Origin of the sequence: Pseudoalteromonas sp. MMG024, from assembly GCF_021654175.1 — a bacterium.
In the GTDB taxonomy this organism is placed as follows: Bacteria; Pseudomonadota; Gammaproteobacteria; order Enterobacterales; family Alteromonadaceae; genus Pseudoalteromonas.
In genome coordinates this window covers 198,757-221,419 of sequence record NZ_JAKFZO010000007.1, presented here as the reverse complement: position 1 = coordinate 221,419, position 22,663 = coordinate 198,757, and the positions used below count along the sequence as shown (strand labels likewise).

General features: G+C 40.8%; 21 protein-coding genes and 1 tRNA gene. 10 read left to right on the top strand and 12 right to left on the bottom strand.

What is annotated here, in order from left to right; genetic code table 11:
- Positions 1-260: 260 nt before the first annotated feature.
- Positions 261-635 carry a hypothetical protein gene (locus L1068_RS08965; RefSeq protein ID WP_237129984.1) on the top strand — a complete coding sequence of 125 codons (375 nt, stop codon included), beginning with the start codon at positions 261-263 and terminating at the stop codon, positions 633-635.
- Positions 636-680: 45 nt separating this feature from the next.
- Here L1068_RS08965 and L1068_RS08960 read toward each other — a convergent pair whose 3' ends face one another.
- Positions 681-1,145 (bottom strand): OsmC family protein, encoded by a 465-nt coding sequence (locus L1068_RS08960; RefSeq protein WP_237129983.1) that lies wholly within the window; start codon positions 1,143-1,145, stop codon positions 681-683.
- 104 nt (positions 1,146-1,249) lie between these two features.
- On the opposite strand from L1068_RS08960, the gene L1068_RS08955 reads away from it, so the two are divergent.
- Positions 1,250-2,116, top strand: a complete 867-nt coding sequence (locus L1068_RS08955; RefSeq protein ID WP_237129982.1) for a LysR family transcriptional regulator — start codon at positions 1,250-1,252, stop codon at positions 2,114-2,116.
- A gap of 8 nt (positions 2,117-2,124) precedes the next feature.
- On the opposite strand, the gene L1068_RS08950 is transcribed toward L1068_RS08955, so the two are convergent.
- The gene (locus L1068_RS08950; protein WP_237129981.1) at positions 2,125-3,306 is read right to left on the bottom strand and encodes an MFS transporter; all 1,182 of its coding nucleotides are present in this window, start codon (positions 3,304-3,306) and stop codon (positions 2,125-2,127) included.
- 175 nt (positions 3,307-3,481) lie between these two features.
- On the opposite strand from L1068_RS08950, the gene cysE reads away from it, so the two are divergent.
- Positions 3,482-4,303 carry a serine O-acetyltransferase gene (cysE, locus tag L1068_RS08945; RefSeq protein WP_237129980.1) on the top strand — a complete coding sequence of 274 codons (822 nt, stop codon included), beginning with the start codon at positions 3,482-3,484 and terminating at the stop codon, positions 4,301-4,303.
- On the opposite strand, the gene L1068_RS08940 is transcribed toward cysE, so the two are convergent.
- From L1068_RS08940 to xseA, 3 genes are read right to left on the bottom strand one after another with little or no spacing between them, the layout of a single operon-like run.
- Positions 4,240-5,091 (bottom strand): transporter substrate-binding domain-containing protein, encoded by an 852-nt coding sequence (locus tag L1068_RS08940; RefSeq protein WP_237129979.1) that lies wholly within the window; start codon positions 5,089-5,091, stop codon positions 4,240-4,242. The genes cysE and L1068_RS08940 overlap by 64 nt on opposite strands.
- Positions 5,092-5,150: 59 nt before the next feature.
- Entirely contained in the window at positions 5,151-5,627 is a 477-nt protein-coding gene (locus L1068_RS08935) for a transcription elongation factor GreAB (protein WP_237129978.1), read from the bottom strand.
- Complete coding sequence (gene xseA, locus L1068_RS08930) at positions 5,617-6,969, bottom strand: exodeoxyribonuclease VII large subunit (protein WP_237129977.1); 1,353 nt, start codon at positions 6,967-6,969, stop codon at positions 5,617-5,619. The genes L1068_RS08935 and xseA overlap by 11 nt, the downstream gene beginning before the upstream one ends.
- A gap of 131 nt (positions 6,970-7,100) precedes the next feature.
- Between xseA and guaB the strand changes: the two genes are divergently transcribed.
- A complete protein-coding gene (gene guaB, locus L1068_RS08925) occupies positions 7,101-8,570 on the top strand; it encodes an IMP dehydrogenase (protein WP_237129976.1) in 1,470 nt (489 codons plus the stop codon).
- A 113-nt stretch (positions 8,571-8,683) separates the two neighbouring features.
- Positions 8,684-10,258 (top strand): glutamine-hydrolyzing GMP synthase, encoded by a 1,575-nt coding sequence (gene guaA / locus L1068_RS08920; RefSeq protein ID WP_237129975.1) that lies wholly within the window; start codon positions 8,684-8,686, stop codon positions 10,256-10,258.
- A gap of 55 nt (positions 10,259-10,313) precedes the next feature.
- Here the strand turns inward: guaA and L1068_RS08915 are convergent, their stop codons facing one another.
- A complete protein-coding gene (locus tag L1068_RS08915; RefSeq protein WP_054980359.1) occupies positions 10,314-11,333 on the bottom strand; it encodes a GGDEF domain-containing protein in 1,020 nt (339 codons plus the stop codon).
- Positions 11,334-11,515: 182 nt separating this feature from the next.
- On the opposite strand from L1068_RS08915, the gene L1068_RS08910 reads away from it, so the two are divergent.
- From L1068_RS08910 to rimI, 3 genes are all read left to right on the top strand, one after another.
- Positions 11,516-11,592 (top strand) — tRNA-Trp (locus tag L1068_RS08910).
- 88 nt (positions 11,593-11,680) lie between these two features.
- The gene (locus tag L1068_RS08905) at positions 11,681-11,899 is read left to right on the top strand and encodes a hypothetical protein (RefSeq protein WP_161805692.1); all 219 of its coding nucleotides are present in this window, start codon (positions 11,681-11,683) and stop codon (positions 11,897-11,899) included.
- Entirely contained in the window at positions 11,884-12,330 is a 447-nt protein-coding gene (gene rimI / locus L1068_RS08900; protein WP_237129974.1) for a ribosomal protein S18-alanine N-acetyltransferase, read from the top strand. The genes L1068_RS08905 and rimI overlap by 16 nt, the downstream gene beginning before the upstream one ends.
- Positions 12,331-12,435: 105 nt before the next feature.
- On the opposite strand, the gene L1068_RS08895 is transcribed toward rimI, so the two are convergent.
- Complete coding sequence (locus tag L1068_RS08895) at positions 12,436-15,108, bottom strand: hybrid sensor histidine kinase/response regulator (RefSeq protein WP_237129973.1); 2,673 nt, start codon at positions 15,106-15,108, stop codon at positions 12,436-12,438.
- 163 nt (positions 15,109-15,271) lie between these two features.
- Between L1068_RS08895 and L1068_RS08890 the strand changes: the two genes are divergently transcribed.
- Complete coding sequence (locus tag L1068_RS08890) at positions 15,272-15,817, top strand: YfiR/HmsC family protein (RefSeq protein ID WP_054980355.1); 546 nt, start codon at positions 15,272-15,274, stop codon at positions 15,815-15,817.
- 89 nt (positions 15,818-15,906) lie between these two features.
- On the opposite strand, the gene L1068_RS08885 is transcribed toward L1068_RS08890, so the two are convergent.
- The 5 genes from L1068_RS08885 to L1068_RS08865 form a co-directional block, all read right to left on the bottom strand.
- Entirely contained in the window at positions 15,907-18,195 is a 2,289-nt protein-coding gene (locus L1068_RS08885; RefSeq protein WP_237129972.1) for a TonB-dependent receptor, read from the bottom strand.
- A gap of 432 nt (positions 18,196-18,627) precedes the next feature.
- Positions 18,628-19,638 (bottom strand): BtrH N-terminal domain-containing protein, encoded by a 1,011-nt coding sequence (locus L1068_RS08880; RefSeq protein ID WP_237129971.1) that lies wholly within the window; start codon positions 19,636-19,638, stop codon positions 18,628-18,630.
- Positions 19,607-20,038, bottom strand: coding sequence for a hypothetical protein (locus L1068_RS08875; protein ID WP_237129970.1), 432 nt, complete (start codon positions 20,036-20,038; stop codon positions 19,607-19,609). Before L1068_RS08875 ends, L1068_RS08880 begins: the two co-directional genes overlap by 32 nt.
- A gap of 2 nt (positions 20,039-20,040) precedes the next feature.
- Positions 20,041-21,189: a beta-ketoacyl-ACP synthase III gene (locus L1068_RS08870; RefSeq protein WP_237129969.1), complete on the bottom strand. Its 1,149-nt coding sequence runs from the start codon at positions 21,187-21,189 to the stop codon at positions 20,041-20,043.
- Between the two features lie 5 nt (positions 21,190-21,194).
- The gene (locus tag L1068_RS08865; protein WP_237129968.1) at positions 21,195-22,109 is read right to left on the bottom strand and encodes a dialkylrecorsinol condensing enzyme; all 915 of its coding nucleotides are present in this window, start codon (positions 22,107-22,109) and stop codon (positions 21,195-21,197) included.
- 92 nt (positions 22,110-22,201) lie between these two features.
- Between L1068_RS08865 and L1068_RS08860 the strand changes: the two genes are divergently transcribed.
- Positions 22,202-22,648: a DUF2141 domain-containing protein gene (locus tag L1068_RS08860; RefSeq protein ID WP_237129967.1), complete on the top strand. Its 447-nt coding sequence runs from the start codon at positions 22,202-22,204 to the stop codon at positions 22,646-22,648.
- Positions 22,649-22,663 lie beyond the last annotated feature (15 nt).

Sequence of the window (22,663 nt, the reverse complement as noted above, 5' to 3'; positions counted from 1 at the left end):
CGTTCCGTACTCGCTAAAAGGCAAAAATATCCTGCGAGGTATAAAAGAAAAAGCGCCACTCGCTCTTAAGCGAGTGGCGCTAGCCAATTGGTGGGCTTTTTTATGCTTAATTTGAAATTTTATAAACATAATCAAGCAATAAAAAATGCAGAGCTCATCTGTTTAACGTAAGCGCAATTACAAAAATATGCTGGATAATTAAGCACTTCAATGAAATAATCACGTTGCTAAAATGAACACAAAACATAAAGGACTAAACAATGTTAAAAAAAATAGCGCTAATCGCAGTAGTAACCCTTTCACTCGCTGCATGTAAAACCATTCCTGTAACTGACTACAATCAGCAAGTAAATGCGTCAAACATGACTAAAGAGTCAGTTGAAAAGGCAATTTTAAGTGGCTGCCAACAACGTCAATGGTTATGTAAAGTTGAAAGCGATGGCGTAATTGCTGGTTTACTTAATTGGCGTGGTAAACAGATTAAAGTAGGTATTCATTACGACGCAAAGACGTACACGATTAAGTACCGCGATTCACTTAACTTGAAATATGATGGTGATAGCATTCACAAAAAATACGGTAAGTGGGTAAACAACCTTATTCGTACAATTGATTCACAGATGTTCACAATGTAATTAGCGTATGCTAGTCCATCAACTAGCATACTAGCGATTGTCAAATTACGCGCACTCTACGGTAATCTCAAAATTTACCGAACGCGCTAAAAAGCACGCTTCATGAGCTTGGTGGTGTAACTCTGCCAAGCTTTTTTTATGTGCAATTGATTGCTCTGCCAATATCACCTCAGGTTTTAACGTCACACCCGTAATACATAGTTTGCCATCATCGTTTTTAGCAAGTTCGCCAATTGCGTTATCGGTGTAACGCTCAATCACAATGCCTTTATCGGCAGAAAAATGTAAGAAAAACAACATATGACAACTTGCCAGTGATGCAATAAAGGCTTCTTCAGGGTCAACAAATTCAGGGTTTGAAAAAGGCTTCGGTACTATCAAAGGAGAGGGCGATGCAGGCATTGAAAAGCCACCATCAAAATGCCATTGGTGTGCACGATTATATTTACCATCAATAAACATCTCACCTGGTGCTTTTTGCCATTCAATTATGGCGCTGTGCTGTGACATCTTATTTCCTTATTAATAACCTGTTTAGGTGAATTTTGCTTGTTATGTGTTGTTAAATAAAGTGATAATAATTTTAAGTAATATGATTTTAATTTGAATCATTAATGTCGATTAGCAGCCAATTACCCAATTTACACACCTTCGTAGTCGTCGCTGAGCAGCTTAATTTTAGTCGTGCCAGTGATTTATTACACCTTACGCCAAGCGCCGTAAGCCATCAAATGAAGCAGCTAGAAATGCATTTAGATGTGAAGTTGTTTATTCGCAAATCAAAAGGTGTGGCACTTACCAGTGAAGCTAAACAGCTTTATGGCTCAGTTAAAAAAGCCTTTTCAGAAATAGAATTTGGTATTGAAAAAGCGCAAGCACCGAAAGTAAAAAAGCTGGTTATAGCGGCGATCCCGAGTGTTGTTTCTTGTGTATTGGTGAATAAATTAGCCGAGCTGCAAGCTTTGCTACCTAACTATCAAATACATTTTATTAGCCAGCATCAAATAGCTAATTTTGAGCAGCAAAATATCGACTGTCATATTCATTTTGGTAATGGCAAATATGCTAATGCGGTTGCTGAAAAACTGGCAAATGAAGTGGTTTATCCGGTATGTGCGCCTAACGTGTATGAAAAGCGGCATCAGTTGCCTTTGATTTATTATGCTGCCGGCATGGAAGACAAGCCTGGAGGCATAAGCTGGCAACATTGGCAAAAGCATTTTCAACTACCCTCAATGCCAGCCCAATTTGTGTTTGATGAAGTCGGCCTTACATTAAATGCAGCTAAAAATGGTGTAGGTAAAGCACTCGCTTGGCATCAACTTGTAAAACCTTTAATTAAAGATAAGCAACTAAAACGCGTTGGTGAAGCTCAAATTACATTGCCATTTAGTTATTACTTTGTCACACCTAAATGCCATACCCAGCGAGCAGAACTCTCGATTTTGTATCAATGGTTGCAAACACAATTTACTAGCTAAAAAAGGTATTAGCTCGTCCTTAATTTAACCTTTAGCTGTTCTTTTTGCTTTAGTTTATAAACTGTTAACCACGCGATTGTTAATAATAAAATCGGCAAAGTAACTAGGTTTAATGTTTGCCAACCTACGGTGGCTTCTAACCAACCTGCACTTAATGCAGAGAGGGTTACCATGCTAAACACTAAAAATTCATTGGTGGCTTGGGCTTTAGCGCGCTCTTGCGGTAGGTAAGTTTGGCTCACCATTTGCGTCGCGCTAATAAACATAAAATTCCAACCTACCCCCAGTAAAAAGAGCGCAGCTAAAAAGTGCCAATGACTTAAGCCAAGTAGATTAACAAAGCAGCAAAGGGCGATTAAAACAATTCCCGCATACATCATGGTGACCTGACCAAATCGCTCTATTAATTTGCCACTAAAAAATGACGGTAAAAACATGCCTAGTACATGCCATTCAATCACCAGTGCCGACTGTGCTAAGTCAAAGCCATGGCGATTCATAGCCAGTGGTGTTGCTGTCATCAATAAGTTCATCACTGTGTAACTTACCATGGCAATAAACACTGCAGTCATAAATTTAGGCGCGCTAATAATGGTTTTTAATGGTCTGCTTTCACCATTATTTTGGTTATGTGAAACCTCATTAAATTTAACGAGCTGTAATAGCAGCAGTGCAATTGAGTATAAAAACGCAAGGGCAATAAACGCATTGGCGTAGTTTAATGTTGGGTAGTGATGGTTTACCCATACTGCTAAATTAGGGCCGAGTATCGCGGCTACAACACCACTTGCCATCACTGTAGATATTGCCACAGCAGGTTTATCGCTCGCTTCAATTGCTGCAAAACGGTAAAGCGTAGCAAAGCCAATACCAATCCCAATTAAAAAAGTTGCAAAGCTAAATAACCAAAACTGGCTTGCTAATAAACTAAAAAAGCCAAGCACGGCGCCGCTAATGCCAATGCTATTGCCTAAACTAAAGCCCAGCTTGCGACCCGTTTTAGCCATAATCAGCGACGCAGGAATTGTAGTAACTAGTAGTCCCAACATTTGCATGGCTACGGGAAAGGTAATAAATGAGGTACTCGGGCTTAGCGCTTTTCCAACAAGGGCTGAGATGGTCACAAGCAAAATATTACCGGTTGTGATAAGTCCTTGGCAAAAGGCTAAAAGTACAACATTTTTGTTCATATTTAGAGACTGCGTTTGGTTATGAAGGGGACTATTTCTAGCACACATTTATCTAAAGGCAAATAAATCAGTCTAACAACTTATCTTTAATTACTTACTCAAGTTATCAAAAAGCGTTAAACTCGTTTAAAATTAAGCTATACAGCTAAAAGTAGTTAAAGTGATTGGTGTTGTTATGCGTCATACAATTTGGCAAGAATTACGTAAAGAAGCAGAAGCCTTAGTAAGAAAAGAGCCGTTATTGGCAAGTCACGTTTATTCGTGTGTACTTAACCATGAGTGCCTAGGGTCTGCATTAAGCTTTATTGTCGCTAATAAATTATCTGATGCGGTAGTCTCAGCTTTCACTTTCCGTGAGTTATTTGACCAAGCATTTGTTAATTGCGACACCATGCTTGATAACGTTGCGCACGATATTAAAGCGGTACGTGATCGCGACCCTGCGGTTGATAACTACCTAACCGTGCTATTGAATCTAAAAGGCTTTCAGTCAATTCAAGTACATCGCTTAGCACATTGCCTATGGCGCCAAGACCGAAAAGAGCTCGCGCAATTTATTCAAAGTCGCAACTCAGAAGTGTTTGGTGTCGATATTCACCCTGCATGCAAAGTGGGTAAAGGCATTATGTTTGACCACGCAACTGGGATTGTTGTGGGCGAAACCGCCATTATTGAAGATAACGTATCTATTCTGCAAGGGGTTACGTTAGGTGGTACAGGTAATGAACAAGGCGATCGTCACCCGAAAATTCGCCACGGCGTATTAATAGGTGCGGGGGCAAAAGTACTGGGCAACATTGATGTGGGTGAAGATGCGAAAATTGGCGCAGGTTCAGTCGTCATTGCCGATGTTGATGCGCATACAACTGTCGTCGGTGTGCCAGCTAAAGTGGTTGGCAAAACCACAACAGGTTGCCCTGCGGAAACTATGGATCAATGTTTTGTTGCTGATATGTCCGAAGAAGCAGGTTGTTCACTGTCGAGCGCTGCACTGTAATATTGCTGCTCTAACTGTTTGATTACTCCATTTTTGGCCAGTGCTTTCACCGCGCTAGCGAATGCGCTGGCAACAGTTCCTTCATTTACCAAATAAGGTACGTTGTTGACCGACACAGCTTGCTCTGGCAAGTAGTTTGGGTTGAGCGACGATTCATAGTGCTTCGACTTTCTAGAAAAGCCAAAATGCATTGGTTTTGCTAAATAACAGCAATCGTGAATTTTAATCTGTGCATTAGACTGCTGTGCTAGGTAGTAATCAATCGACGCTTTATTGTAAATAAAAAAGTCAGCCTGCTTTTTTTCAATTACTTTGATTGCATCAGCAATGCCTAAATCTTGCCCGTACCGCACCAATATATTTCGTTCTTCAATGGCCGATTTTCTGCCACCATAGGGTTTTAGCAGAATTTTGTTTTCCAGTTGTTCTAAATTATCTATTTTGGCAACATCTCGGTGTGTGATCACCACGCTATGACTAGTGAGGCCATTTTCGAAAAAGTGCGTAAATTCGCTGCGGATCTGATTAAAGCCATAACCGGGATAAAAGTCGATGGCACCTTCATTAAGCAGTTTGATTATGCGTTTTTTTGGCGCACGCTTTATGACTAACTTGCAGTTAATATTTTGCGCAGCACGCTCAAATATAGCTTTGTATAGCCCTTGATTCGATGGCATTGCAGCGATAAGTGGTAACCGTGCACTGGTACGGTAGCCCATCGTTATCTCACAGCTAAACGCCGGTAGGCAAATAGTCATCAACACGATGAAAAAGGATATGCGATACATCAAGTTACACCAATCGATAACACTTATAATTTAAATAAAAACACACTTACTAATAAGACTCAAACAACTTCGATAATTTCATATTCAGTTGCTTGCCAGTCAAAGCTAACAATATCGTCAATGGATTGCTTTAGCAGCTTTTTAGCTATGGGGGCACTTGGTGTAACAATTTGAATATCAACATTATTTAAAGTGACTTTGTTACCACCTGCAACGGCTAAAATATAAACCCATAATACACTTTCATCGTCACAGTTTTCGAGCTTAACTAAATTGCCTAGTTGTATTTTCTGGTTGCTAATTGGCTCTATCGATTCTTTAAGTACCTGAATTTCTTGTCTAAGCGCTTCAATGCGTTTACTTTGCCCTTCAGCTAAGTAAGCCATCTCGATGCCGAGGCTGTCGTATTGGGTTTCGGCCTTACTTTGCTCGTGAGTGGCATCTTGATGTGCGTGTTTTGCAGATTGCACTGCAACTGCCAAGCTCGCTTCTAGCTGCTCAATAAGGGCCTGTTTGATGAGTGGTTTATTGATCATTGTTAGCACTCACATGTGAGACTTTACTGGTAACAGTACCATCGGCAAATTGCGTGACAATGTTGTCGCCTTCAGTAATTTGAGAGACAGAGGTGACCACGCTAGAATTTTTTTGCGTCATTGAGTAGCCGCGCGCTAATACCGCAAGTGGGCTGGTAGCATTGAGTTTTGCCGCCAATACCGCAAGTTGTTTTTCTGCACACTCTAATTGCTTTGCTTGACTGGTTTGAAGCCTGCTAACCAGATTGTGCAACTGTTGCTGCGCATGGCTTAAACGCTTTTCGGGCGTGGCTTTTTCGAGTCTATTTTGTAATGTATGTTGTGCATACTTTGCTTGCTCTAATTTTCGTTGAATACTGTTGAGCAAGCGCATTTCAAGCTCATCTCGTAACTGAGATTGCTGATTTAATTGGTTACTAGGGTGGTAACGCAGCAAACGTTGTTCAAGTACTTGGTAGCTGTGTGCTGCACTTTGCAGTCGTTTTGCCATAAAGTGGTGCAATCGATTTTGTAGCACATCGATGTTTTGAGCTAAGTGATTTTTATCTGGACTAACAATTTCGGCCGCTTGCGATGGTGTTGCTGCACGTAAGTCCGCAACATAATCTGAAATAGTCGTATCAATTTCATGACCAACAGCGCTTACTACAGGAAGCTCAGACGCGAAAATAGCACGTGCGAGCATTTCGTGGTTAAAGCACCATAAATCTTCCATTGAGCCGCCGCCGCGGCCCAGAATAATGACATCCACTTCATTGCGCTGATTAGCACGCTGTAATTGTTCAATAAGCTGTAAATGCGCTTCATTTCCTTGCACCAGTGCAGGGTAAATTACCACCTCAAGTTGTGGCGCGCGCTTTTCCAGTACGCTGAGAATATCTTTAATTGCAGCGCCAGTAGGTGAGGTAATAACCCCTAAACGGCGAATATTATTAGGCAGGGGCCTTTTAAATTCACTGGCAAATAAACCTTCGCCAGCAAGTTGCATTTTAAGCGCGTCAAACTGTTGTTTTAACTGACCTTCACCTGCAGGCTCGATGTGCTCCACAATAAGTTGATAATCACCGCGAGGTTCATAAAGTGATACGCGAGCACGCACCAGTACTTGGTCGCCATTTTTTGGTTTAAAAGTGGCACTTCTATTATTACCGCGCCACATGGCTGCGCGAATTTGTGCGTTATCGTCTTTTAAACTGAAATACCAATGGCCAGAACTCGGCGAAATAAAATTAGATATTTCTCCTGTGAGTTGCAATGAAAAGAAATTTTGTTCGAGTAAGTAGCGTATCTCTTTATTGAGCAAGGAAACGGTATAAACTTTTTGTATCTGATTTTGCAACATAACAGTATGATTTAGCGCTGAATGGAAAATATTCTACCACAAAACATTAAATTTTATTTTACTAGAATGAAATTCGCTGATAAAATCCACCCGCAACTCCCTACACCCACAGATATCATGAGAAGTTGCAAATGCTTAGGATCGCTAAAGAAGCTTTAACCTTTGATGACGTACTATTAGTACCAGGCCACTCAACTGTATTACCACATACAGCTAACCTTAAAACTCGTCTAACGAAAACAATTGAACTAAATTTGCCAATCGTTTCTGCATCTATGGATACAGTTACTGAAGCACGTTTAGCGATTGCGTTAGCGCAAGAAGGTGGTCTTGGTTTCATTCACAAGAACATGACAATTGCAGAGCAAGCTGCCAATGTACGTAAAGTTAAAACGTATGAGGCGGGCATTGTTTCTCACCCAGTTACTGTTACTGCAGACCTGACAATTGCCGGTGCACTTCAATTAGCACACGATAAAGGTTTCTCAGGTTTCCCAGTTGTTGATGCTGAAAACAACCTAGTTGGTATTGTAACAAGCCGCGATATGCGTTTTGAAACAAAGCTAGACCAATCTGTTTCAACAGTAATGACTAAGAAAGAGCAGCTGGTAACAGTAAAAGAAGGCGCAGATCGTGAAACGATTTTAGGCCTAATGCACGAGCACCGTATCGAAAAAATCTTAGTTGTTAATGATGACTTTAAACTTAAAGGCATGATTACTGTTAAGGATTACCAAAAAGCACAAGATAAACCAAATGCATGTAAAGACGAACAAGGTCGTTTGCGTGTAGGTGCGGCTGTTGGTGTTGGCGCAGGCACAGATGAGCGCATCGCAGCGTTAGTTGAAGCGGGTGTTGATATTCTGCTTATCGATACTTCGCATGGTCACTCACAAGGTGTTATCGACCGCGTAAAAGCAACGCGTGAAGCATTCCCTGATTTACAAATCGTTGCAGGTAACGTTGCAACAGCTGAAGGTGCAGTAGCACTTGCTGATGCCGGTGTTAATGCTGTTAAAGTAGGTATTGGCCCAGGTTCAATTTGTACTACACGTATCGTAACAGGTTGTGGTGTTCCGCAAATTACAGCGATTTCAGATGCCGTTGAAGGCTTAAAAGGTCGTGATATTCCGGTTATTGCTGACGGTGGTATTCGTTTCTCTGGTGATATTGCAAAAGCACTTGTTGCGGGCGCATCGCTAGTGATGGTTGGTTCAATGCTAGCTGGTACCGAAGAAGCACCAGGTGAAGTTGAGCTTTATCAAGGCCGTTACTACAAATCTTACCGTGGTATGGGTAGCTTAGGTGCAATGAACCAAAAAGAAGGTTCATCTGACCGTTACTTTCAAGATTCGAAATCGGAAGAGAAGCTGGTGCCAGAAGGTATTGAAGGTCGCGTAGCGTACAAAGGTCCAATTGCTAACATTATTCACCAACAGGTTGGTGGTATTCGCAGTGCAATGGGTCTTACGGGCTGTGCAACAATTAAAGAGCTTAATACTAAGCCGCAATTTGTACGTGTTACCGCAGCAGGTATGGGTGAATCGCACGTTCACGATGTACAAATCACAAAAGAAGCTCCTAACTACCGTTTAGGTTAATTCGCGCTTTTATTTATCGATAAGGCTAGCTTTTTGCTAGCCTTAGTTAATTGTATCCCGATTGAAATTGCCGTTTTCAATCGAGTTGTTGGATTTTTAGAAAGAGACAACTAATGAGCAAAAATATTCATGATTCTCGCGTACTGATTTTAGATTTTGGTTCGCAATACACTCAGCTTATCGCCCGCCGCATCCGTGAAATCGGTGTTTACTGTGAACTATGGGCATGGGATGTAACCGAAGAGCAAATTCGCGAATTTAACCCGCAAGGTATTATTTTATCGGGTGGCCCTGAGTCAACGACCGAAGAAAATAGCCCGCGCGCTCCAGAGTATGTATTTAATGCTGGCGTACCTGTACTTGGTATTTGTTACGGTATGCAAACAATGGCAACGCAACTTGGTGGTCAAGTACACAGCTCAGATAAAAAAGAGTTTGGTTACGCGAAAGTTGAAAAAGTAGGTAACTGTGCGCTATTTGATGCAATTGAAGATCACATCGAAGATGGCATTGGCAAACTTGATGTTTGGATGAGCCACGGCGACAAAGTTATTGAAATTCCAGAAACGTTTGTAACATCAGCTAAAACAGATACTTGCCCACATGCAGCAATGTCTTGGGAAGAGAAAAAGTTTTACGGTGTACAATTCCACCCAGAAGTAACACACACGCACCAAGGGTTACGTTTATTAGAGCGTTTCGTAATTGATATTTGTGGTTGTGAAAAATTATGGACACCAGCATCAATTATTGAAGATGCCGTTGCGCGTATTAAAGAAAAAGTAGGCGATGATGAAGTTATTCTTGGCCTATCGGGTGGTGTTGACTCATCAGTCGTTGCGATGCTAATTAACCGTGCGATCGGTGACAAGCTAACCTGTGTATTTGTTGATAATGGTTTACTTCGTTTAAACGAAGGTCAGCAAGTAATGGATATGTTTGGCGATAAATTTGGCTTAAACATCATTAAAGTAGACGCAGAAGACCGTTTCTTGGCGAACCTTGCAGGTATTGATGAGCCAGAAGCTAAGCGTAAATCAATTGGTCACACTTTCATTGAAGTATTCGATGAAGAAGCGGGCAAACGTCAAAATGCTAAATGGTTAGCGCAAGGTACAATTTACCCAGACGTAATTGAATCTGCGGCGTCAGCTACTGGTAAAGCGCACGTGATCAAATCTCACCATAACGTAGGTGGTTTACCTGAAGATATGGAAATGGGCCTTGTTGAGCCATTGCGTGAGCTATTTAAAGACGAAGTACGTAAAATTGGTCTTGAGCTAGGTCTGCCATACGACATGCTTTACCGTCACCCATTCCCAGGTCCAGGCCTAGGTGTTCGTGTTCTTGGTGAAATTAAGAAAGAATACTGTGACTTACTACGTCGTGCCGATGCCATTTTTATTGAAGAACTACACAAAGCAGATCTTTATCATAAAGTGTCACAAGCATTCACCGTTTTCCTACCAGTTAAGTCTGTAGGTGTAATGGGTGATGCGCGTAAATATGATTGGGTTGTATCACTTCGTTGTGTTGAAACAATCGACTTTATGACAGCGCGTTGGTCACACTTACCGTATGATTTCTTAGGTTTAGTATCAAACCGTATTATCAACGAAATCGATGGTATTTCGCGCGTGGTTTACGATATTTCTGGTAAGCCGCCAGCGACGATTGAGTGGGAATAATCCTACTTAGTTTGAGATGTAAAAATGCCAGCTAGTAGCTGGCATTTTTTATGTTTTAGAATAATTCGACGTCATCGGCGGAAGGGTGTTCTTGGCTATCTTCATCAAGAATATCGCCGTAATAAACACATTGGTTTCGCCCGCTATTTTTTGCTACATAAAGCGCTTTGTCGGCGTTCTCAATCACCGAAATAGGGAAGTCGTAAGGGCTCATTCTCGAAAAGCCAATACTTAATGTTAACTGTTCGACAAATGGAAATTTGTTGTCTCGCACATATTGCTGGAATTCAGCCAGTTTTGACGTGATGTGCTCAAGTGTTGTCGGTTCAAATACGACGACAAACTCTTCGCCACCAAAACGGAAAATTAAATCGCTGGAGCGGAAAAAGAGCTGCATTTTTTGCGCAAGCGTCAACAGTACTTCATCACCGCATACATGTCCGTAGGTATCATTAACGTGTTTAAAGTGGTCAATATCAAGAATGGCTAGCCAAGATGACTCGTCATAACGTTTGTTACGGTTGCCCTGTAATTGTGGCGTATTATGCGAGTGTAACTGGTCTTCCAGCAGTTGTTTTATCTTGCGTTCAAACGTTTGTCTGTTGAGTAAGCCGGTTAATTTATCACGTTCACTCTCGTTAAGAATGGTTAAGTAGTTTTCATAAATACGACAGAGTGCATTCAGTGTAACTTGCTCACTGGAATTAAGGTGTTTAGCGACAATATACACAGCGCCCGATACTTGGTCATCAATCATGACAGGGATCCAACGTGTTTCATTACCCGATTTGTCTTGTAAACTGATTGTGCAGGCAGACTCAAGGCAGCATTGTAGCTCCTTCGTCGGCTCTTTAATAATCTCGCGTGAACGCCAGTGAATTTTTCCCTGTTCGTCGCTTAATAAAGAAGCACTCGACTCTATACCTATGCCATTAAAACGCGAAAGGTCTTTGTAAAGCGCCGCTTCCGTTGGTTGCAGAAACTCACTAATTGTAGACAACAAGCTTAATTCAAGTGAATCTACATCGCGGTGTCGTGTAATTTTTACCACCGAGTTTAAGAGATCTTTTTGCAAAATTACCTCAGCTCCAGACTCCGTTCTGTATATTTTTCATAATTAATTCTTAATTTTCGAACAAATATAATTATTGGTCAATTGTAAAATTTGATTTTGTTGTTATTTTGAGCATCTGAACTGAATTATGTTATTTTTTTCTTTACCTTTAGCAAAGAGTCCTTATAATGCGACGTCATTGCAGGGGCGTAGTTCCAATTGGTAGAACAGCGGTCTCCAAAACCGACGGTTACGGGTTCGAGTCCTGTCGCCCCTGCCACTTCTTTTATCGCTTTCTAACTACTTCAATTTTTAATCTTTTTGTCATTATGGTTACAAACTGGTTAGCTACACTTTTCGATATAGAATTGCTTCAGCTCAAACAAAGCGACGATTTAACCCAGCAATACAATGCGCAGTTACAAATTGACCTGAATTTGATGCTAGAATCAGCCGGCTTTAAGCTAGTTTTTACTGATCTAAATGTGCCTTTTGAAATAAGCGCAGGATTAGTAAAAGTGAACAATTTTGGATTAACCGGCGAACAAAAGAAAGCATTGTGGCACACGTTATGGCAACAGATTTAATCGTAAAATTAGACCAAACCTATTTGCATAATTTAATGGCTATTGAACAGCAGTGCCATGCTTTTCCTATGTCTGAAAAACTAATGGCATCGTGTTTGTCGGGGCGTTACAGTGCGTATGGATGTTTGCAGAGCAATGCTCTACAAGGCTTTTATATTTTAGAGCAAGTAGGCCCTGATTATACCTTGATGGATATCTGTGTTAACCCTGAAAATCAAGGTAAAGGGCTTGCTAAAGCGATGCTTACCCATTTGTTGGGTGTTGTAAAAGCTGCAAATGGCGAGAATGTATTTTTAGAAGTGCGACAGTCGAATCAAGCTGCGATTCATCTTTACACAACATTTGATTTTGTTGAAACAGGCGTACGTAAAAATTACTATCCGAGCGAATCTGGTCGTGAAGACGCGATATTAATGGCGCTTAGTTTTTAATTCAAAAGAAGTCGCTGCTTCATTAATTCACCTAGATAACGAATCATTATTTTGGGCTGAGCATTATGCTTACAGCGCTATACCTAACCACATATTTGACTTGTCCTAATCTTCCTCTTTTAGATTAAGAATAAATATAATAGCTTGCTCAAGTTTGAGAATATGATAATCAAGGCCATCTTCATTATGGTCGCGAATACATGATTCTAATTCGGCGGCGGCATCACTAATATGGTTAAAGCCAAAACAACCCGCGCTGCCTTTGATACTGTGGGCTAATGCGAGTAATTCATTGAGATCTTGTTGCTCATTTAAATGAGCGATTTGTTCTAATAAATTAGGTAGCTTAGCTTTGTAATTGCTACTGATTTGTTTAAAACGCTCGCCTTGGAATAACTCTTCCCAGTTTTGCTGACTGCTGCGGCCAAGCGCTAAAAATTGCTGCAATGTTTGTTCAAGTTGTGATTTATCAATTGGCTTTGCAAGCGCCTTGTTACACCCAGCCTCGAGGTAGGCGTCAACATCGTTTTTCATTACGTTTGCCGTTAGCGCAACAATTGGCCCGTCAAAGGCAGCATTGCGCAGCATTTCTGTCGCTTCTAAGCCACCCATTACCGGCATTTGCATATCCATTAGGATGAGGTCGTAATCATTGGTTAATGCTTGCTCTACCGCTTCTGCACCATTATTGGCAAAGTCAGGTGAGATGCCCCATTGGCTGAGCAATAAGCGGATCAGGTCTTGGTTGTCTTTATTATCTTCCGCGACCAAAATGTTGCCTTCAAACTGCTGAGCATGGGTTGTGTGTTCTTCTTTCAACATTGCTTGAGCTGAATCGGCGCTGTTAATCATGGTGATTTGTTGATTTTGATTGTTTGTTGCCACAATTATTTCAAAGGTACTGCCTTCACTTAGCTTGCTGTTTACAGTGATATCGCCACCTAATATCTGTGCTAGGTTTTTAGCAATACATAAACCTAACCCTGTACCACCAAACTTACGAGTAGTACTGATGTCGGCTTGCTCAAATGGTTTAAAGGCGCGCTCTTGCTCTTGTTGCGACATACCGATACCACTATCAATCACGGTAAAGATTAGTTTCTCAGTTGAAGGTGAATAACGAACGTTTAATGCCACTTCGCCTTTTTCGGTAAACTTAACGGCGTTGCTACAAATATTGAGCAGTATTTGTTTTAGACGCGTTTCATCGCTATGAATAATGCTTGGTAACGGGTATTCGATATTTAGGCTTAAAGTAAGCTTCTTATCCGTTGCCATCGGCTCAATCACGCTTTTAATATCGTTAATAAACGGAATAAGCTCCAATGCGCGTGTTTCAACTTCGAGTTTATCGGCTTCAATTTTAGAGAGATCGAGAATGTTATTAATAAGCTCAAGTAAGTGCTTTGAGTTGCGCAATACGGTACTTAAATACTTGGCTTTTTTGTTATTTGATTCTTGCGTTAAGATGGTTTCGGTAAAGCCCATAATTGCCGTAAGTGGCGTGCGAATTTCATGGCTCATATTGGCAAGGAAACGGCTTTTCAAATGGTTAGCTTGCTCAGCTTCAATAATTGCTTTTTCGAGCTTTTTGTTGATTTTCGCGATGGCTTGAGTACGCGTAACAACTTTTTCTTCTAAGTGCTCACGGTAGTCGAGTAATTCATTTTGGTATTGCTTAATTTGATTAACCATATGGTTAAAATCTTGAAATAGCATACCTAATTCGTCACTGCGGTCGATTGGTAGTTTTACGTTGAGATTACCGTCTCCCACTTTATGACTGGCTTCGGCAAGTGACTCAATCGGCTTTAACAGCATGCGACGTACAACTAAGAAAATAATGCCAGGTAAAAACACCGCAGTCGCAAGAATTAACAATGCGGTGTACATGGTTATGGTTTTACCTGCTTTATAGAGCGAATCTTTATTTAGCGCGGTAACAAAGTATAAATCGTTGCCCATTGAGTGCGCTAAGATCATACGTTTTTCATCAGCTAACGTACGCAGTGCCACTTGACTAAAAAGGCCAGTATTGGCTGTTTTTTTCAGTAATTGCAGCTCAAATTCAGATACATAGCGGTTATTAATATCAACTTGATTGCAGAACAGGATTTTACCTGAGCTATCCATGATGAAATTAACCGTGTCAGAAAAGTAGTTATTAGCAACACTTTTCGCGATTTCACTGTTATTGATATGAAAAATTAAATATCCCAAGACTTTGGGTGAGTCGAGCGTAAATCGCGAATCAAATAAGCGATAGGTTAGGTAAATCGAGGTGTTATCGTTCTCTGTTACGAAAAATAAATTTTGTTGCTTGCGACTATTTGCTAGCTGTTCGCTAAACGAGTAACTTTCCCGGGTTTCAAGCACCGCTTTGGGATAGTAACTTAGTACTTCACCTTGCGGGTTAATTACACCAATGCTGAGAATGTGAGAAAATGAATCGACGTAGTTACCAAATTCATCCACCAGTGCCGATACTAATTGTGTTCGCTGTTTTGATGGGCGATTGTTCTCATCGTAACTGTAAATTAAGTACTGGCTGAGATCAGGCGAAGCGGAGAGTAATTCAATAATAGAACTGTACAGTTGTGTGTAATTTTGGCTTTTTGATACTTGCTGTTCGACAAAGCGTGTAACAATTGCTTCGGCTTGTTTTTCAGAAGAACTGGTAACGTTGGAAAGGGAGAATACCCCTTGAATTGCCATAGGAATAATCACAAGGGGAGTAATATACCACAGCAGTCTTACACTCAACTTGTTGTTATTCATCGTTTTCCATTTTTCAGCAAAAGTTCTTCTATAATCTAGCATATTTTTGTACTAGTATAAGAATATAATTACAATCAGTACAATAATTTGCATGTATGTTGCATTGTCGTTTTGGAATACGATAGCTTATCGAAAAGGAGTATCAAATAAGCATTATGTGTAAGTGTTACTGCAAGATGATAGTCGAACAGTGTTGCTAAACTCAGTTAAAAAGTTAAAACGGCTATTCGTACTATCGTTAGTGCTTTTCAGCTTATCAACATTCAGCATGGCCAGCGAATTGCCGGCAAATTTGCAGGTTGTATTACTTTCCAAGTTAATGCCATATGAAAAGGCATTGTCAGTTAAGCCTAAGCTTTCTATTTTTGTTATTAATGACCAAGCCGTGTACCAGGCGTTTAATTTACTAAAAGCCAAACAGCGCAACGAGCAGCTAGGTGATATTAAGTTTGGTAACACACTGCCAAACAAAGCGTACGATATTATTTATCTTGATAGCCAAGTAAATTTAAGCGATGCACTTATTTATAGTTTGAAGTTTAATAGCTTACTGGTGACTAATGAAATTGATTTGGTAAAGCAGGGCATTACATTGGGGTTAAGTGTTAAAAATGGCCGCCCAATGTTCTTTCTTAATAAAAAGAGCAGTGATGCAACAGGACTTAGCTGGGATAAGACTGTGCTCGATATTGCAACGCTTTATAACTAGCTTCTATTAGGTTAAACAATTCACCCTTTTACACCAACACGCCTAATAGGCACTAACGTACCTAACTACGCTTTCATTTTAATAGTCGATTAAAAGCTTACCAATACTTGTAACGCTAAGGTGCGTCCCATTTGCGGGTGATAGGCTGGTGTGAAACCCTGAGGATCGGCATTTCGCTCAATATCGTACTCATTAATGTCGCTGGCACCATCTTGCCTACCAACCAAGGTGTATTGTTTATCAAATAGGTTTTTAACAATGAGTTGTGGTGTAAGGTTTATGCCCGAAATTGTTAAATTTGGTGCTGATACCACTAAGTTATATAGCGATAAACTAGGTGCATGCTTATCAAAATAAGCGTTACTGGTTGGTGCATTGCGATTGATTAGGTGATTGGCGCGTAAGTCAATGGTGAGGTTTGGCATAACGCGGTAATTAATGCCCCAATTAATTTTGTGATCTGTGGTGTGATTAAGCGCATTCGTAGCTAAATCTTGGTCGCCATCGGAGTAATGATAATTAAAGTACGCCGATATACTTTGATTATAGGTATAACTCGTATCTAACGTGACGCCCCAGTAGTCGCTATGTTTTGCGTTTTCATAGCTTACTGTGCTGCTAGTGTCGTAGCGGAAGTTATTATTCTCATCACTAATATCTAGCCTAATACGGTTATCTTCTTGGCTGTAGTAAAGTGCGGTCTTGATATCTAACTGGTGTTTTTGCTGTTCGTAAAAATAATGGCTAACAAGCTCAGTGGTTCTGACTTGTTCAGGTTTTAGGTTTGGATTACCACGAAACTCATCATTGAGCTCAAAAATACTAGGCTCGCGGAAGGCTTGTCCATAGAGCAGTTTAAACACTAAGCTCTGGCTGGCGTTATAGTTAATTGCAGCTCTTGGGTTGGTTGTTCCGCCGTAGGCATCACTGTGATCATAGCGCATTCCTAAGGTGTAATTTAGGCGATCGTTAAGGTAGCCTTGGGCTTCTACATACACAGCTTGTTCATCAACATGTTCAAGAGGGGATTCGCTGTATACGTTGAGTCCTAATCCAGCCTCTGCCGCTAACCAATCGGATGATGTTGAAGCTTGTTGACCTATTTGATAATCGCCTAGCGAAACCACTTGGCCCATTTTCTTTGAGCGCATTAAGCGATAACCAATTTGCCAGTCTATATCGTATAGCTTTGATATATTGAGTTGTTGTTCAAATGCGCGCTGTTCACTCACGCTATGATAACTTTTTATTAAATCTACAAAGCGATAGCTGTACTTGAAGCCGGTATCGGGTTTTTGTTCGTTTTCTCTTTGCCATATCCGCGTTTGCAATATCAGCTCGGGCGAATATTGATAGTCAAAATCCAAGTAATAGTGCTGTGCGCTTTGGTGTTTTTTATACGATGCATCGCGTGTTTGGTATTCAAACCCTGTTACATAGCTGCCGAGCCCTTGCTCCTGTTGCCAAGTATTAAAGCCCACCTTAATGAGTTGAATACCACGCTTATACTGAAGTGGATTTTGCCAAACTAGTTTGCCTCTTAATGCTGAATCATCGCTTTGGTTATTAAATCCCGCACCTTGGTATTGGTCAGCAAATGGGTGTGGCGTATTGGTGGTGTAGCCGTTGGCGTTATAACTCTGTAGTTGATAATTCGGAAATAAATGATTGGCAAAGTAGCCTGCAGGGTCGTAGCTTTCGAGCCCTGAATCTCCATCGCGTTTAAAATAACGACCAGCAAGTTGCAAGCGCAATTCTGAAAGTTGATGGTTAAGCATAAACTGCGCAGACTGCGTGCCATGCTCTCCAGCAAGTAAGCTCATGCGCTGCCCTGAAGTGTTTGCGGCACTTTTTGTAATAAAGTGAACAACGCCCGAATACGCATTGGCACCATAACTTGCAGAGCCTGGGCCTTGTACTATTTCAATGCGTTCAATATCAGCGAGAATTTGCTGATTGCCCCAAGGCTGCGACCAATTAAATGCGATATGGTTTTGTACAATGCCGTCAATCATAATGAGCAATTGCACATTACCTGGGGTGCCACCGATGCCACGATTGATACTGTGGCTAGTGTATTCCCCAGCACCATCATAGTGATTGCTAAAATCAAAACCGGGTACATCACGTAAGATATCAATCAGGTTTTGATACCCTCGTTGCTTTATTTGCTCTGCAGTGACTATTTTTATATTTGCAGGGGCATCAAGAAGTGAGCGCTTTTTGCGGCTAGCAGTTTGCACTTGTACATTGAGCAAGTCTTTTAAGCTAAGTGCTTGTAGAGATTCTAAATCGTAATCAATAGCGTCAGCATGATTTGCTTGAGCTGAAATAGCTAAAAGTATCGCAACACTGAGAAAATTAATTCGGCTAGCCATAGCTGTTACACATTCAATATCGAATATTATTAGATTTATAGGTCAACGATAGCACAGTTTAGTTGCAATAGGTATTTATGCTAAAAGCCTATGGCAGCGGTTGTAAACAACTCGACACATAGGCTTAAGGTTGGCAGTAATAAAGAAATTACTTACTAGAGCGTGTTGACCTTTGCTGTCTATTTCTGCAGCAGCTTGTTTGGAATTTAGACGAGGCAGAGCGATTGTGGTGTAGTTAATTTACATAAATGAGCGATAACACAGTATAAATGCCAAACAAGCGCTGCCTAACAGGTTCAACCCAAAGCGTTTTGTTCTTTGTTGTTGCTTCTTGACTTAGCCCGCTAGGCCTACAAAGCAACGTCGCGATCAAAAAGCTTTGGATTTGAACAGAATTTAGATCACAAAGATCAACACGCTCTAATATATGGATTATTTAATTGCCAACAGGCGGGCTCTAAGTTCTGTTTCTTGCTTAGCGCAATCACGTAACTGCGCCGTGATATCGCTAAGTGGTACAGGAGTTTTACTGCGGCAGTGATTAACAGCAAGCGACGCAAGATTACGCCAGTTATCACCGATTTCAGTTGCCATTTGCGATGCTTCAAACATTGCTTGATTGTTTGTATAGTTTGCAGCTTCATCTAAAAAGCTGGCAAACATAAAGCGAAAACCTGCGCCACCTGTGCCGATTTCTTCTTGCATTCGCACAATATGCGCCAAGAATAAATGACGGTACTTCTTTGGTTTGCGATCGAGCCTTTCAATATCTTTCGCTAACTTATCCATACCTTGGGTGCCAAACAAGTTAATGCCCGGAACTGGTAAACCTGCCATCATTTTTGCTGTTTTCTTTATGCCAGAATAAATATGTGGTGTTAAATCCACTTCTTTTGGCACATTATCAACCCAATACATTAAGCCTTTTGGTGCAAGTGCACCTTTACTAAAGCGTGCTTTTTCTAAATCACGTTTAGGGCAGGTTACAGTATGTTCAAATACAGGGTCACTAATTTGGTAGTGATCGTTAGCATCGACTCCGTAAACCATTAAATTGTGTGCATTAAAGTGAAAGCGCATTTCATCAGGGAAGTAGGGCAACCAATAAACCGAGGTTTGTAAACCAACTACTTTTCCTTCAGCTAAAACCTCATCTAGTTTGGCCATACCTTTTTCAGCACTTGAGAATTTTTCTCGGTGTAGGGTAATGCCAAGCTTTTTAGTCACGGTGTTAATTATGGTTTTTGGCGGCATGCGATAAGCAATTAATGGCATACCGGCTACTTTAATGAATGGCAAATAGGCAAAGCTCATTGCCGATGAAATACCAAACGCCATTGGCTCAGAAATATTAAAGCCATTGGTTGATAGCATATTTGATACAACGCCACTTTCGCAATGTGAAGATTGGTTATGCACTAGGTTGTTTAAAACTGGCGTCATGTTGCTCTGGTATTTCCTTCAATTGTTGTTCGGTAATGGCAAGTGCCTCGCAGTAACGGGCGAGGGCTTTTGCTGAAAGTGTGTTAAATACACGCGGCTTAAAATGGCGTTTTATTTGCCACTGAAAAAAGCCCGTCACTTGAGATAGCGATAGCACGTCATGACGTGCACACAGCATATGGTATTTAAGTGCTGAGACTTTGCCTTGCTGTACCTCGGCTAAAGTGTCTTCAGCTTGGTGATTAAGATCGTCAACAGCATATTGGGTGGCAAATGATTCGACATCCCAGCCAGACGACTTTACACCGGCATAATGACCCGTTTCATCAACTGCATATACCAGCTTTGATTGCCCTTGGTAAATTTTTGAATTGTCCTGCGGGACTTGATCTTTTTTCACCGTTATTCAACCGTTAACTGCATAAAGCCACTTGAAAAACGACCACTTTCAGGAATGTAACAAAGTAACTGCTGACCTTTTTCAAGGGTATTTGAGCGCAGTAGCTCCGATAACATAATGAAAATAGAGGCCGACCCTGTGTTGCCGCGCTCAGTTAAGTTGGTGTACCACTTTTCGTATGGAATCGTAAAATCGATGTTTTCAAGTCCTGCATATAAACGTTCTCTGAAATAACCTGATGAGTAGTGAGGCACAAATAAGGCGTAATCACTGGCAACGAGTTTACGTTTTTCAATGATGCGGCTTAGTGCGTCTTCTACGGTATATTTTACAATGTTTTCGTTCAGTAAACGCACGTCTTGCTTGACCGTCATAATCGATTGTTGCGTCACTTCTTCTGCAGAAAAACGGGTCCAGCTTTTAAGTTGGCCGTCATCTTGTTTTACTGCACCAGCGTACATACAAGTTTCTAATTCATTGGCATACGAAATAATATCAATCCAATCAATTCTCAGGTTGAGTTGTCCCGCCACGGGTTTATTTTGTAAAAATGCGGCACCGGCACCGTCAGACAGCATCCAACGTAAGAAGTCTTTTTCAAAGGCTACTTCAGGATTTTGTTCAAGTGTTTCAACTTTGTGCTGGCATTCTTTATCGAAATTTTTAGCAGTCATCATGCTAGAAGCTATTTCGCTTGCAACCACCACGCTGTTTTCAACTTCTTCAGCTTTAATATTTAGGTAGGCATACTTAAGTGCGGTAACACCACATAAGCAAATGCCTGATGTTGAAACCACTTCACAGGGCGGATTGTTTAATTCACCATGCACCATTACGCCATGGTTAGGCAATGTTTGGTCTGCTTGGCTGGTACTGGCAATTAAACTTTGAATCTGATTAAGTTCAGTTGGATCAGTAAAAAGGCCTTTTATTGCTTGTGCTGCAAGCGACGCATTTGTGTGCGTCATTTCTTTGGTTTCTGGATCGATTGCGTAATAACGTTGCTTAATTTTATTGCTTCGCAAAATTACAGCGCGCGCTCGTGATGGTTTATTGCCGGCCATTCCGAGCAGATTTTCCATTTCTTTGTTTGATACAGGCTGGTTCGGTAAAGCGTCAGCCATCGCTGTAATATAAACAGGACTTCCCATATGTACTACTCTCCAGATGGTTCAGCGTAATAGGCTTTTTGTTTTGCAATCTTTTTGCGTGTTAACGGCGCTATTAGCTTTTTAATAATTGCGGTAATCGGCACAACAGTGAGGATTAAAGTAACTAAAAATACAACATACACACTTAATCCAACGGCACGGCCAAAGCTTTGCTGTGAGCCAAATTTTTTAAGAATTTTCGACCAAATAGAGAAGCTATGGTTGCCAACGCGTTCACTCGCAATCAATTTTTCATTTATCTTAACAGCCTTCATGCCAAAAAACATTGGGCGGGTAATCGGGGTATCATTCAATAACAAGCGCTGTCTGATAGCATAACCAAAGCGTTTTGCATCAGCGATATCTGTTTGTGATACACCTGCCGCAGGCACCCAACTAAGTGGCTTTTTCTTTCCTGTCATCATCCAGAGTGGTGTTGCTAAAAAGCTAAATGCAGCCCCGCAGTCATCGCTAAGCACGACGTTATCGACCAAGTTCGCATCGGCAGCGGCCAATAGCTTTTTCATTTTTTCTTGCGCTGATAACCACATGCCGCGACAACCGATCAATGTAACAACAGGGGTGTCTTTAAAAAGCTGTTTTGTTTGCGGTAATTGCAAGAAAGATGAAATAGGTAATGAAGGGGTTAAAAACCACACTTGATAACTAAGGATAATTAAGTCGTATTTTTCAAATTGAGTTTCAAACGGCTCTAGCTCAATTGGATCCATTGCGACGGTTTCAGGAAATACACGAAAGAACTGACCGAACGGCCAAGGAAAGGGGAAATCTACCTTAGGTTTGATCACTAAGTGATCAACTGTAATCTCTTTATTTTCCTTGAGAGGACCAACAACTGAGTCCAAAATGCTTGATAGTTGCCCAGTTTGTGAATAGTTAACAGTTAGAACTTTGCGCATTATTAAGACAGTATTTATTCCATTAAAAAGAAGTTATTATATAAAACATTAATATTTAAGTGAATCTTAATTGGACAATGTTTTGTATGTTAATGTTTAAGCGAAGTATTATTTTGTCGGTTGCCTTATTTAGCGCTGTCTCCAACGCTAATAGCTTATCACTCGAGGTTGAAAATGATGTGGCTGCTTTAGGTACTTTGCATGTTCAGCTTTTTCAGTCAGAGCTTGGTTTTTCGCAAGATTCAAAAGATTGGCAGTCGCTTACGCCTTATCAAGAGCAGCATATTGCGATTAATGGTCAAAATGTCTCGGTTGATTTTAACGATTTGCCAACGGCTTGGTACGCAGTTCGTTTATATGTGGACGAAAACGCCAATAAAAAGCTCGATTTATCTCGCGCAGGTATTCCTAAAGAGGCGGTAGGTTTTTCCAATAACCCTATGTTATTTGGCGGCAAACCTAAAATTGCAAAAACCAGCTTTAAACTATCTGAAAACAGTAAAAGCCAAATCAAATTAATGAAAGATAAACGAAAATAATCGTTTATCTTTCAA